This is a genomic window from Salmonella sp. 741265073_HBA, from assembly GCF_046569105.1.
GTDB classification, from domain to species: domain Bacteria; phylum Pseudomonadota; class Gammaproteobacteria; order Enterobacterales; family Enterobacteriaceae; genus Salmonella; species Salmonella enterica.
The window spans coordinates 156,723-170,062 of the sequence record NZ_JBKFRY010000002.1 but is presented as its reverse complement, the minus strand read 5'-3'; the positions used below and the strand labels follow the sequence as shown (position 1 = coordinate 170,062).

13 protein-coding genes are annotated in these 13,340 nt (G+C 53.7%); 4 read left to right on the top strand and 9 right to left on the bottom strand.

Annotated features, from left to right (window positions below):
• Nucleotides 1-50 precede the first annotated feature (50 nt).
• Nucleotides 51-590, top strand: a complete 540-nt coding sequence (locus tag ACLD3P_RS03325; RefSeq protein WP_411006322.1) for a DUF3251 domain-containing protein — start codon at nt 51-53, stop codon at nt 588-590.
• Nucleotides 591-889: 299 nt separating this feature from the next.
• Entirely contained in the window at nt 890-1,753 is an 864-nt protein-coding gene (locus ACLD3P_RS03320; protein WP_000752021.1) for a nucleoside-specific channel-forming protein Tsx, read from the top strand.
• 83 nt (nt 1,754-1,836) lie between these two features.
• On the opposite strand, the gene ACLD3P_RS03315 is transcribed toward ACLD3P_RS03320, so the two are convergent.
• The 7 genes from ACLD3P_RS03315 to queA form a co-directional block, all read right to left on the bottom strand.
• On the bottom strand, nt 1,837-1,944 hold the full coding sequence (locus ACLD3P_RS03315; protein ID WP_411006321.1) for a type I toxin-antitoxin system toxin Ldr family protein: 108 nt from the start codon (nt 1,942-1,944) through the stop codon (nt 1,837-1,839).
• Between the two features lie 437 nt (nt 1,945-2,381).
• The gene (yajD, locus tag ACLD3P_RS03310) at nt 2,382-2,729 is read right to left on the bottom strand and encodes an HNH nuclease YajD (protein ID WP_000974818.1); all 348 of its coding nucleotides are present in this window, start codon (nt 2,727-2,729) and stop codon (nt 2,382-2,384) included.
• A 93-nt stretch (nt 2,730-2,822) separates the two neighbouring features.
• The gene (secF, locus tag ACLD3P_RS03305; RefSeq protein WP_000046629.1) at nt 2,823-3,794 is read right to left on the bottom strand and encodes a protein translocase subunit SecF; all 972 of its coding nucleotides are present in this window, start codon (nt 3,792-3,794) and stop codon (nt 2,823-2,825) included.
• A 10-nt stretch (nt 3,795-3,804) separates the two neighbouring features.
• On the bottom strand, nt 3,805-5,652 hold the full coding sequence (secD, locus tag ACLD3P_RS03300) for a protein translocase subunit SecD (protein WP_000934811.1): 1,848 nt from the start codon (nt 5,650-5,652) through the stop codon (nt 3,805-3,807).
• 27 nt (nt 5,653-5,679) lie between these two features.
• Nucleotides 5,680-6,012, bottom strand: coding sequence for a preprotein translocase subunit YajC (yajC, locus tag ACLD3P_RS03295; protein ID WP_000007628.1), 333 nt, complete (start codon nt 6,010-6,012; stop codon nt 5,680-5,682).
• Between the two features lie 22 nt (nt 6,013-6,034).
• A complete protein-coding gene (tgt, locus tag ACLD3P_RS03290) occupies nt 6,035-7,162 on the bottom strand; it encodes a tRNA guanosine(34) transglycosylase Tgt (protein WP_411006320.1) in 1,128 nt (375 codons plus the stop codon).
• A 183-nt stretch (nt 7,163-7,345) separates the two neighbouring features.
• On the bottom strand, nt 7,346-8,410 hold the full coding sequence (gene queA, locus ACLD3P_RS03285) for an S-adenosylmethionine:tRNA ribosyltransferase-isomerase (protein ID WP_411006319.1): 1,065 nt from the start codon (nt 8,408-8,410) through the stop codon (nt 7,346-7,348).
• A gap of 93 nt (nt 8,411-8,503) precedes the next feature.
• Between queA and acpH the strand changes: the two genes are divergently transcribed.
• Together acpH and ACLD3P_RS03275 are read left to right on the top strand one after the other, a co-directional pair.
• Nucleotides 8,504-9,085 (top strand): ACP phosphodiesterase, encoded by a 582-nt coding sequence (gene acpH / locus ACLD3P_RS03280; protein WP_001009858.1) that lies wholly within the window; start codon nt 8,504-8,506, stop codon nt 9,083-9,085.
• A gap of 209 nt (nt 9,086-9,294) precedes the next feature.
• Nucleotides 9,295-9,897, top strand: coding sequence for a peroxiredoxin (locus ACLD3P_RS03275; RefSeq protein ID WP_000244731.1), 603 nt, complete (start codon nt 9,295-9,297; stop codon nt 9,895-9,897).
• A 71-nt stretch (nt 9,898-9,968) separates the two neighbouring features.
• On the opposite strand, the gene malZ is transcribed toward ACLD3P_RS03275, so the two are convergent.
• Together malZ and proY are read right to left on the bottom strand one after the other, a co-directional pair.
• A complete protein-coding gene (gene malZ, locus ACLD3P_RS03270) occupies nt 9,969-11,786 on the bottom strand; it encodes a maltodextrin glucosidase (RefSeq protein ID WP_411006318.1) in 1,818 nt (605 codons plus the stop codon).
• 161 nt (nt 11,787-11,947) lie between these two features.
• On the bottom strand, nt 11,948-13,318 hold the full coding sequence (gene proY / locus ACLD3P_RS03265; protein WP_411006342.1) for a proline-specific permease ProY: 1,371 nt from the start codon (nt 13,316-13,318) through the stop codon (nt 11,948-11,950).
• Nucleotides 13,319-13,340: the final 22 nt, after the last annotated feature.

Sequence of the window (13,340 nt, the reverse complement as noted above, 5' to 3'; positions counted from 1 at the left end):
CGTATAGCGCACTACCATTACGCTATCGGACCACGAAGGAAATGATCGACATGACAAGACGTTACCTAAGAATTCTCCTGGTGGGAAGTCTCTTGAGCCTGACCGCCTGCGCGCCGCAGAGCGAAGTTCGCCAGATGCATCAAAGCATTAGCACCCTGAATAAAGAGATGACCCAACTGAATCAGGAAACGGTAAAAATTACCCAACAAAATAAGCTGAATGCGGAGTCAACCCGCGGCGTCTATTTGTTGCCTGGCGCCAATACGCCTGCCCGGCTGGAGAGTCAGATCGGTACGCTACGTATGACATTGCTGGACATTACGCCTGTCGCAGACGGCGCTCACGCAACGTTACGCATTCAGGGCGAGTCCCGCGATCCGCTGCCGGCATTCAGCGCTACCGTAGAGTACGGGCAAATTCAGGGCACTACGGAGAACTATCAGGAGGTGAATGCACAGAGCCTTCTGGTAAATGCGCCTGCCAGCTTGCTGGCGCCCAGTGATGTCAATATTTCGTTACCGTTGAAGGGGATCACTCCGGCGCAGTTAGGCTTCATTCGCATCCATGATATTCAGCCTGTTAATCAATAAACGTTCTGGCGGAGCGTTTTGTGCGTTCCGCAACATCCCCCGCGCGACTTTTGTTGCCCTACTGACATTTCCGTCATTTATGACATAGATTGGTAATATTCATGAAAGACAGTACTGTCGCCGCACCTAAAATGCGCAAACGTGAACGCAATCGATTACGTAAATGATAGATATGTGAAACAAGACATATTTTTGTGAGCAATGATTTTTATAATAGGCTCCGCAGAAACACGAAATATTTAGAAACGCAAATTGCGTTCTTTTCACTCCCGCAAGGGATTTCAAACAGTGGCATACATATGAAAAAAACTTTACTCGCAGTCAGCGCAGCGCTGGCGCTCACCTCATCTTTTACTGCTAACGCAGCAGAAAATGATCAGCCGCAGTATTTGTCCGACTGGTGGCACCAGAGTGTAAACGTGGTAGGCAGCTACCATACCCGTTTCTCGCCAAAATTGAACAACGACGTCTATCTGGAATATGAAGCATTTGCCAAAAAAGACTGGTTTGATTTCTACGGCTATATCGATATTCCCAAAACCTTTGATTGGGGTAACGGCAACGATAAAGGTATCTGGTCTGACGGTTCTCCGCTGTTCATGGAAATCGAACCGCGTTTCTCGATTGATAAGCTGACCGGCGCAGACCTGAGCTTCGGCCCGTTTAAAGAGTGGTATTTCGCCAACAACTACATCTACGATATGGGCGATAACAAAGCCAGCCGCCAGAGCACGTGGTATATGGGTCTGGGGACCGATATCGACACCGGTCTGCCGATGGGCCTGTCGCTGAACGTGTATGCGAAATATCAGTGGCAAAACTACGGCGCGTCCAATGAAAACGAATGGGACGGCTACCGTTTCAAAGTGAAATACTTCGTCCCCATCACCGATCTGTGGGGCGGTAAACTGAGCTATATCGGCTTTACCAACTTTGACTGGGGATCTGATTTAGGCGACGATCCGAACCGTACCAGCAACTCCATCGCTTCCAGCCATATCCTGGCGCTGAACTACGATCACTGGCACTACTCGGTCGTTGCGCGTTACTTCCATAACGGCGGACAGTGGCAGAATGGCGCAAAACTGAACTGGGGCGACGGCGATTTCAGCGCGAAATCTACCGGCTGGGGCGGCTACCTGGTCGTGGGTTACAACTTCTAAACCTGCAAAAAAGGCCAGAGGTCGCCCTCTGGCCCGTTTCGGGCGCATGCTGCCATGCGGCGGCGAGTCGCGCCCACTTCACATTACTTCCGGCGATGCCACCAGCCTAAAAACAGACCTGTCGCAATCCCGAACAGCGTTGGCGCCGCCAGATCGTGCCAGATAGTAATGCTCAACTCTGTGAGCGTCATATTGCCGCCTTTGTTGCAATGGCAACGGTTCGCGGCTATCCTCAACTTGTCTAGGGTCAAGTTAGCCCCCGTAATGTTGCCGGTGAATACCGAACAATGTGCGGGGGTTTTCTCTTTCCAGCGACAAGGCCACCGGGGATCAAGCCCCCGCAACATTGCGCCTCACCGGGTTGCCCCGGCTTACCGCTGATTCTACTCTGCTCGCCAGTATCGGCAGGACTTAAAAACAAAAAAATCCCAACCTTGCGATCGGGATTCCAGTGACAATGTATGCGTTACAGGAAGTTTGGGGCTGGCGACAAACTCCGGGGCTGAAAAAATGTCAGATTGCATCCGACCTACGAAAACCAATAATTCATTTATATTGCGGATTCCGTTGGGTGGAGCGAAGCGTAACCTAACATTCAACAGCACCAACAGCTTTGTCAGCAGTCTGCTTATTTCTTTTTGTTCATCATCGCTTTCAGATCGGCAAACGGGTTATAAGTCGCCTCGCCGACATCTTTTTGCGCATCTTCCCCGGCAATGACCGTCGAACCGTACTGATCGGCTTCGGTATATTTAGAATGCTCATGATCGTGGCAGTAGAGGCACAATAGCTCCCAGTTGCTGCCGTCTTCCGGGTTATTGGTGTGGTCATGATCGATATGATGCACCGTCAGCTCACGCAGATTTGAATACACAAACTCACGGGAACAACGTCCGCACACCCACGGAAACAGCTTCAGCGCTTTTTCACGATAGCCGCTTTCCAGGCGCGCGTAGTTTTTTGGGATGATAGCCATGATAGTTCCTCATGCAATCGAGTTTATTCTGGATAATAAAAAGCCGCAGCACCCTGCGATGTTGCGGCTTTTTTCAGTCATGTTAACGCCAGCTTACGGCAGAATGGACGGCTGATCCGCCCCTTCTTTTTCGACTTTCTGCTGCAACATATGCTCGCGCTTCATACCGAGTTTCAGCGCCAGCGCCGATGCGACATAGATAGAAGATGCCGTACCAATAGAGACACCGATCAGCATCGTCAGCGAGAAGCCTTCCAGTACCGGACCGCCGAAGAGATACAGCATCAGAATTACCACTAACGTCGTACCGGAGGTAATCAACGTGCGGTGTAGCGTCTGGGTCAGCGACACGTTAAAGATTTCGTAAGGCGTCCCGCGACGGATTTTGCGGAAGTTTTCACGAATACGGTCGGAGACCACGATACTGTCGTTCAGCGAGTAACCGATCACCGACATCAACGATGCCACAATGGTCAGGTCAATCTCGATATGGAAAAGCGACAGTATCCCCAGCGTAATGATCACGTCGTGCGCCAGCGCGATGACCACCCCTGCTGCCAGTCGCCACTCAAAGCGGAAACCGACATAAACGAGGATAGAGATCAACGCCACCAGCAGCGCCATAGCGCCGGTTTGCGCCAGATCGGCGCCCACGCTTGGCCCCACGAATTCAATACGCTTCACGGCCGCATTCTGGTTGGTGGCTTCATTAATGATCGTCACCACTTTGCTACCCAGCACCTGACCACCGGTTTCGCCTTCGGTTGGCGGCATACGCACCATAATGTCGTGACTGCTGCCAAAGTTCTGCAACTGCGGCTCTTCATAGCCCGCTTTTTGCAGCGCTTCGCGCATCACGTCCATTTCAGCCGGTTTTTCCAGCGTGATTTCAATTACCGTGCCACCGGTGAAATCCAGCCCCCAGTTAAACCCGCGTACGCCCATAATGACAATGGCCGCGATCAGCAACAGCCCGGAGATGCCGAATGCCCAGAAGTCCCAGCGCATAAAGTCATAGACTTTACGGCCGTGGTTTAGTTGTTCAACAGTGTATTCCTGTGCCACATCGCACTCCTCAGATTGACAGCTTAGTGACGCGCTTGCCGCCATATAGCAGGTTTACGATAGCACGCGTACCGATAATCGCGGTAAACATCGACGTCGCCACACCGATACCGGTCGTAATCGCGAACCCTTTAATTGCCCCGGTACCGACAGCATACAGAATGATGACTTTAATCAGCGTCGTGATGTTCGCATCGAAGATGGAACTGAACGCACCGGCATAGCCTTCGTTTATCGCCTGCTGTACCGTGCGGCCATTACTCAACTCTTCTTTGATACGTTCGTTAATCAGAACGTTGGCGTCGACCGCCACCGCAAGGGTTAACACGATACCCGCAATCCCCGGCATACTGAGCGTTGCCCCCGGCAACAGCGACATGATACCGACAATCAACACCAGGTTAGCCACTAACGCGCTGGTCGCAATCAGACCAAACTTCTTATAGAAGAAGATCATGAACAGGATGGAGACCACCAGACCGGCCAGACAGGCTTCCAGGCCCTGCTTGATGTTCTGCATACCCAGAGTCGGGCCAATGGTGCGCTCTTCAACGATCTGAATCGGCGCAATCAGGGCGCCCGCACGCAGCAGCAACGAGAGCTGACGCGCTTCGTTCGGGTTGCTGATACCAGTAATACGGAAGCTGTTACCCAGCCGAGACTGGATGTTGGCAATGTTAATCACCTCTTCCTGTTTCACCAGTACGGCGCGACCGTTAGCGTCTTTCTTACCGCTGTCTTTATACTCCACAAACAGGGTCGCCATCGGTTTGCCGATATTGTCCTTAGTGAAGTTAGACATGATATTGCCGCCTGCGCTATCCAGCGAGATGTTAACCTGCGGTTGGTTATATTCATCCTGGCTGGACGTCGAGTCGGTGATATGGTCGCCGGTGAGGATCACGCGTTTGTACAATACCACCGGCTGACCTTCGCGGGTCTGTTTCACTTCGGAATCGCCCGGTACACGCCCGGCAGCAGCAGCGGCCTGGTCAACGTTGGTATTCACCAGACGGAATTCCAGCGTCGCGGTCGCGCCGAGAATTTCTTTCGCGCGAGCGGTATCCTGGATACCCGGCAGCTCAACCACAATACGGTCTGCGCCCTGGCGTTGTACGACAGGCTCCGCGACGCCCAGTTGGTTAACACGGTTACGCAGAATATTAATGTTCTGCTGAACGGCGTATTCACGCGCTTCGCTCAGGCGCGCATCGGTCATTACCGCGCGAAGTTGATTACCGCTCTGGCTGGAAATCACCAGGTCACGATGACGCGGCGTCAGATAGGCGATCGCCTCATCACGCGCTTTGCTGTCACGGAACGTGATGCTCAGCCCATAATTATTTTCTTTACGAACGGTGGTATAAGGAATGCCTTTTTCACGCAGATCGCTGCGCAGGCTATCGATATTTTGTTCCTGGAGTTTACCTAACGCGGTATCCATATCCACTTCCATCAGGAAGTGAACGCCGCCGCGCAGATCAAGACCGAGCTTCATCGGATCGGCGTGAATAGCCGCCAACCAGCGCGGCGTAGCCGGCGCAAGGTTAAGCGCCACGACATATTTATCCCCCAGCACGCTCATCAGCGCTTCACGGGCGCGTAGCTGGGTATCGGTGGTGTCGAAGCGCGCAAGAATAGCGCCCTCTTCCAGTGCCACAGACTTAGCGGGAATTTTTTCTTCTTGTAACGTTTTCTGGACCTGGATCAGCGTTTGCTCACTGGCGGCGACGCCGCGCACGCCAGTGATTTGAACAGCCGGATCCTCACCATACAGGTTGGGAAGTGCGTAAAGCAGGCCGACGATAATCACGACGACCAGCATGATGTACTTCCACAAAGGATAACGGTTTAACACGGCAGTTCCCTTTGGGAAAACGAAATATTACAGCGCCTTCATGGTGCCTTTCGGCAGAACGGCAGCTACGAAGTCACGTTTGATAACCACTTCCGTGGTGTCATTCAGCGCGATGGCAATGTAGCCGGCTTCCGCTACTTTGGTCACTCGACCGACCAGACCGCCATTCGTCAGAACTTCATCACCTTTCGCAATGGAGTCCATCAGCTTTTTGTGCTCTTTGGTGCGCTTCTGCTGCGGGCGCAGGATCATGAAATAGAAAATCAGACCAAACACCACCAGCATTAAAATCAGAGACATCGGGCTGCCCTGCGCTGGAGCACCTGTTGCCGCTACCGCATCAGAAATAAAAAAGCTCATTCAAATTCCCTCATTATTAAAATTAATCAACGTTCAAAGGTGGAACGGGTCGCCCCTGACGTTGGTAAAACTCGGTTACGAAGCTCTCTAATTTACCCTCTTCAATAGCCTTGCGTAAACCCGCCATCAAACGCTGGTAGTAACGCAAGTTATGAATGGTATTGAGACGCGCACCTAATATTTCGTTGCAACGGTCGAGATGATGCAAGTAAGCGCGTGAATAATTGCGACAGGTGTAGCAATCGCACTCGGCGTCAAGCGGGCTGGTATCGCTTTTATGCTTTGCATTACGAATCTTCACCACGCCGTCGGTCACAAACAGATGACCATTACGGGCATTTCGCGTTGGCATGACACAGTCAAACATATCAATACCGCGACGCACCCCTTCCACCAGATCTTCCGGTTTACCCACGCCCATCAGGTAACGCGGTTTGTCAGCCGGGATCTGCGGGCAGACGTGCTCCAGAATGCGGTGCATATCTGCTTTCGGCTCACCGACAGCCAAACCGCCGACAGCGTAGCCATCAAAGCCAATCTCTACCAGACCTTTCACCGAGATATCGCGTAAATCTTCGTAAACGCTGCCCTGAATGATGCCAAAAAGCGCATTCTTATTGCCAAGGCTATCAAAACGGTCGCGGCTACGCTTCGCCCAACGCAACGACATCTCCATTGAGCGTTTAGCATAGTCCCAGTCTGCCGGGTACGGCGTACATTCATCAAAGATCATCACGATATCGGAACCGAGATCGTACTGGATCTCCATCGACTTTTCCGGATCGAGGAAAATCGGATCGCCGTTGATCGGGTTACGGAAGTGCACGCCTTGCTCGGTAATCTTACGAATATCGCCGAGGCTGAAGACCTGGAAGCCGCCGGAATCGGTGAGAATCGGCCCTTTCCACTGCATAAAATCGTGCAGATCGCCATGCAGCTTCATGATTTCCTGACCCGGGCGCAGCCACAGGTGGAAAGTGTTGCCGAGAATAATCTGCGCGTCGGTCGCTTCCACTTCTTCCGGCGTCATGCCTTTTACCGTACCGTAAGTACCCACAGGCATAAAAGCAGGCGTTTCCACTACGCCACGATCAAACACCAGACGACCGCGACGCGCGCGACCATCGGTGGTATCTAACTCAAATTTCATTATCACTCCTGCGTCAGAAAAACAGTCCGACGTTTAACGACTCGCTACGGAATGATTCCATAGCTAATAAATTCCCGAAGGCGTCATCGGCGCAGCCATTTGGGGGCGGCCAGCGCACAGCCACCGGAGCGTACACGCAGTACGTGAGGATGGCGAGCACTGCCCGGCGTCAAAATGGCATTCTTACGGACGCTCAAAAATAGCCTGCGGATTGTACGTGATAAACATCGCGTCCCCGTAGCTAAAAAAGCGATATTTTTGTTCTACCGCAGTCTTATAGGCATTCATGGTGTGTTGATAACCGGCAAATGCGGAAACCAGCATAATCAACGTCGATTCCGGCAGATGGAAGTTGGTGATCAGCGCATCAATCACTTTGTATTGATAACCTGGATAAATAAAGATTTGCGTATCGCCGAAGAACGGCTCTATCAAATCGCTTTTTGCCGCCTGCGCCGCGCTTTCCAGCGAGCGTACCGAGGTCGTGCCGACGGCGATAACCCGGTTGCCGCGCGCTTTCGCCGCCAGCACCGCGTCGACCACCTCTTGCGGCACCTCAGCATATTCGGAGTGCATGATGTGATCTTCAATGGTATCGACACGCACCGGCTGGAAAGTGCCCGCGCCTACGTGTAGCGTAACAAACGCCATTTCGATACCTTTCTCACGAAGCGCCGTCAGCAGCGGCTCATCAAAGTGCAGCCCTGCGGTCGGCGCGGCGACGGCGCCCGGTTTTTCACTGTAGACCGTCTGGTACAGTTCGCGGTCGGCGTCCTCGTCCGGACGGTCGATGTACGGCGGCAACGGCATATGGCCGATGGCGTTGAGAATATCCAGCACCGGACGCGGGTCATTAAACTCAACTTCAAACAGAGCGCCGTGACGCGCGGTCATGGTCGCGTGAATACTTTCGTCGTCGCCCAGCAGCAGTTCCGTGCCCGGTTTTGGCGCTTTAGAAGCGCGAATATGCGCCAGGATGCGTTTATCATCGAGCATACGTTCGACCAGCACTTCTATCTTGCCGCCGCTGGCTTTACGGCCAAAGAGCCGCGCCGGGATCACGCGGGTATTATTGAAAACCAGCAAATCGCCAGGGTTGAGCTTATCGAGCAGATCGGTGAAAGTACCGTGCGTCAGCGCGCCCGTCGGCCCCTCTAATGACAGCAAACGGCAGCGACTGCGTTCCGGCTGTGGGTAGTGGGCAATCAGGGATTCGGGTAGTTCAAAGGAAAAATCGGTAACGCGCATGACTCTGACTCAGACTAAAATAAGAGGCGGGTAGTCTAGTGCCGGGGCGTTCCCGCTGCAACCGTTACCCGCTTTTTGGACAGAGAATCAATAATGAATTTTCTTGCTCACCTGCATCTGGCGCACCTTGCCGACAGCTCGCTTTCCGGTAATCTGCTGGCCGATTTTGTCCGCGGTAACCCGGCAACGCATTATCCTCCTGACGTCGTAGAGGGTATTTATATGCATCGGCGTATTGACGTCATGACCGACAACCTGCCGGAAGTTCGTGAGGCGCGAGAGTGGTTCCGCCATGAAACGCGGCGCGTGGCGCCCATTACGCTGGACGTCATGTGGGATCATTTTTTATCGCGCCACTGGACGCAAATCTCTCCTGATTTTCCACTTCAGGCGTTTGTCGGCTACGCCCATGCGCAGGTCGCGACGATTCTGCCCGACTCCCCGCCACGCTTTGTCAACCTGAATGATTATCTTTGGTCAGAAAAATGGTTAGAGCGGTATCGCGATATGGATTTCATTCAAAACGTGCTGAATGGCATGGCGAATCGCCGTCCCCGGCTGGATGCCTTGCGTGATTCCTGGTACGATCTGGACGCGCACTACGACGCGTTAGAAGAGCGCTTCTGGCATTTTTATCCGCGTATGATGGCACAGGCCGCCCGCAAAGCGCTGTGACGGCCTGATAGCGAGGGCGTGCGTCAGATCCGCCGTTGGCAGAAAGATGGTTCGCTGTCATAAAGGGGTCATCATTACGATTTATAATGACCCGATCGATAGGCAAAAGCTGTCTCATTGATTGTCAAGACCGCATTGTTTTGTCGCTTCGCCCTCCCTATACTGCCCGCGTTGCGTTCTAAAACCCTTAATATTGCAGGAGAATTATTATGGTACTGGTTACTCGTCAGGCCCCGGATTTCACCGCTGCGGCGGTACTGGGTAGCGGTGAGATTGTTGATAAATTCAACTTCAAACAGCACACCAATGGTAAAACAACCGTTCTGTTCTTCTGGCCGATGGACTTCACTTTTGTTTGCCCGTCTGAGCTGATCGCCTTCGATAAACGTTATGAAGAATTCCAGAAGCGCGGCGTTGAAGTGGTCGGCGTTTCTTTCGACTCTGAGTTCGTCCACAACGCATGGCGTAACACCCCTGTCGATAAAGGCGGCATTGGCCCGGTGAAATACGCAATGGTTGCTGACGTGAAGCGTGAAATTCAGAAAGCTTACGGTATCGAACATCCGGACGAAGGCGTTGCGCTGCGCGGCTCTTTCCTGATTGACGCTAACGGTATTGTTCGCCACCAGGTCGTAAACGATCTGCCGCTGGGTCGTAACATCGACGAAATGCTGCGTATGGTCGACGCGCTGCAGTTCCACGAAGAGCACGGCGATGTCTGCCCGGCGCAGTGGGAAAAAGGCAAAGAAGGCATGAACGCCTCTCCGGACGGCGTGGCTAAATACCTGGCTGAGAACATTTCCAGCCTGTAAGTCAGTGCATTGATAAAAGGCTCGCGAATGCGAGCCTTTTTTATGCGTGAGGTGTTACGAACCACCTCGCCTCAACGATTCATCCATACGGTCGCGGAAATCGCGGGTAAATTAAGTCTTCCCTCGCGGATGTCACCGCTTCCCGTTTTACATTGCCATCCGGCCACGTTCAGCAACGGCAACGCTTCCAGCGCCACTTCACAGGCCTCGCCCCGGTTAATCGCCACCAGCGCCCGCTGCTGCTGATAAACTCGCACGAATACCACTACGTCACCTTCGGCATACAGCGCCTGGCATCCGCCACGACGCAGCGCCAGACTGCGCTGGCGCAGTTTCGCCATACGCTGGTACAGCGCCAGCAAGTTGCCGTCCTGCTTGCGTTCATCCCACGGGAACGGTTTGCGGCACATGGGGTCATTTGCGCCGTCCACGCCGACTTCATCGCCGTAATAAATACATGGCACGCCGGGCCATGTAAACAGCCAGACCACCGCCAGCGGCAGGCGCGCCGCGTCTTTACCGAGCAAGGTTTTAAAGCGCGCAGTATCATGGCTGTCGAGTTGATTAAACATGCGTAGTTGTTGCTGATGTGACAGCCCGGCGCGGTAGTTATCCATCCACGCGATACAGGTCCGGGCATCAATATGCTGTGGTTCGTAAGCGATATCAGTATTGGCGAGAAATCCCCATAGCGGGAAGGTGAAGCCGCGATAATTCATGGCGGCATCTTCCGCATCGGCCTGTAGCCACTGCCGCGCATCGCCGAAATGTTCCCCCACAATATAGGCTTCAGGCTGCGCCTCTTTTGCCGCCCGGGTAATGCCGGCGACGTGCTGCAAATTGTGGCGCGCCCCGCCCGCCTCGCCCAGCATATGTACGACATCCAGCCGCCAGCCGTCCATATTCCACGGTGCCTTTAGCCAGTGACGAACGATACTGTCCTCACCGCGATAGATCTCATCGACCAGTGTTTCTGATTGATAATCGAGTTTCGGCAGGCTCGGATAACCCAGCCAGTCCAGCGCCACGCCTTGTGGTGAAAAGGAGTACCAGTCGCGCCACGGCGAGTCCGGGTGATGGCACGCGCCGCCAGTGCTGCGGTTATGCCTGTCAAACCACGCATGCGAGTCGCCGCTATGATTAAACACGCCATCCAGCACCAGCCTCATGCCTTGCGCCTGGGTTTCACGCCGCAGGCGTAGCAGCGCCCGATCGCCGCCAAATTGCGGATCGACATGGCGATAATCTTCCGTGTCGTACTTATGGACGCTCGGCGCGGTAAATACCGGATTCAGATATAGCGCTGTGACGCCCAGTTTTTTCAGATACGGCAGCTTCTCACAAATGCCATTCAGACAGCCGCCGTAAAAGGTGGAACCGCCCGCCTGGGGGGTTAAAGGATCGTCCCAGTCGCGCAGCACAATCTCCTGACCTGCGGCATGATGGTAATACACCCGGTCCTGATCGGCTTCACGCGTCGCGCTGCGGGCAAAACGATCCGGGAAGATCTGATAAAAAATTTGATCGGCGACCCACTGCGGGCCGCTATCCGGCGCATCAACCGCAAATTGTTCCAGACGCGCAGGCGGAAAACGGCTAAATCCCTGCGGCGTAAACCAAAGCTGGCGGTCGTGCCAAAGCAATTTAAAGCTGTAACGGCGACGTGGCTGCCCTAACGCGATATTGAGCGTCGCTCGCCACGCCGTCACGCCCGGCTGCGGCTGGCGGCGCTGTTTGCGCATCGCCAGTGAGATTTCTTCATTATCGAATTCTGAGCGCAACGTCACGCGAGACGGCGGATTTTCTCCGCTCAGCCACAGCGTAATGGTTAATTTATCGTTATGTTGCTTCACAAATGGGGCAACCGGTAAGTGCCAGGCATTCAACATCTCGTATCCCCTCTACTGAAAATGGGGCCACCTTGCCATAGAGATTTACAGGATAACTCATCATCCAGGGGTTTATTAGGGGAGGAGACTCCAGGAGGAGAAGCGGCTCCGCTTATCCGGCCTGCCGTTGCCTGCAGACCGGATAAGGCAGAGAAAAACGACTACGCCTGCGCCAATTGACGGTCGCGACGGCGTTTAAATATCCAGCCAATCAACAGCAGAACTATCCAGGCGAAGCCCACATACAGTGAGATGCGGGTATCCGGATGGTAGCCGATAAGCGCAATAATGAAGACCAGGAAAATCAGCCCCGCTATCGTCGTTACGACGCCGCCCGGCACCTTAAACTTCAGCGCTTTTACCTCTTCCGGCGGTAAACGACGGCGGAAGGCGATTTGCGACAGCAGGATCATAATCCATACCCATACCGTCGCAAACGTCGCCAGCGAGGCAATCACCAGGAAAACGTTTTCCGGCATGATGTAGTTCAGGTAAACCGCAAACAGCAGCGCAATCGTCATCACCAGCACAGTGACCCACGGAATACCACGGCGTGACGTTTTGGCAAAGACTTTCGGCGCGCTCCCCTGCTCCGCCATACCATGCAGCATACGGCCTACGCCAAACACATCGGAGTTGATAGCGGAAAGCGAGGCGGTCAATACCACAAAGTTCAGAATGCTGGCGGCGAAGGTAATCCCCATATGCTGGAACGTCAGCACAAATGGACTGCCGTTTGTGCCGACCTGATTCCACGGATAGATAGACATAATGACGAACAGCGTGCCGACATAAAATACCAGGATACGCATCGGTACTGAGTTAATAGCGCGCGGAATGGATTTCTCCGGGTCTTTCGCTTCCCCGGCGGTGATACCGATAATTTCAATCCCGCCGTAAGCGAACATCACCATTTGCAGCGACATGATCATTCCCAGCCAGCCATTGCTGAAGAAGCCGCCGTTGCTCCACAGGTTATGAATGCCGGTGGGCTGCCCGCCGTTGCCAATTCCCCACACAATAATGCCGATACCCGCGACAATCATGATAATAATGGTGGCGACTTTGAAGAAGGAGAACCAAAACTCCAGCTCGCCGAACACCTTGACGCTCATCAGGTTGACGGCGCAAATGATCAGCACCACGCTAAGTACCCAAATCCAGTGCGGCACGGCGGGGAACCAGACTCCCATGTAAATGCCGAACGCGGTCACGTCGGCAATGGCGACGATCAGGATCTCAAAACAGTAGGTCCAGCCGGTAATATAGCCCGCAAGCGGGCCGAGGTTTTCCTGCGCATAGCGCGAAAATGAGCTGGCGGCAGGGTTGTGAACGGACATTTCCCCCAATGCGCGCATAATGATATATGCCGCGACCCCGCCAATAATATAGGCCAACAGCACGCTCGGCCCCGCCATTTTGATGGCGTCCGCCGAGCCGTAAAACAGGCCGGTGCCGATTGCCGAACCTAATGCCATAAAGCGAATGTGCCGGGTGCTCAGCCCACGCTTTAGCTTATTATTGCTTTCCATCAATTTCTGACCTATCAACACA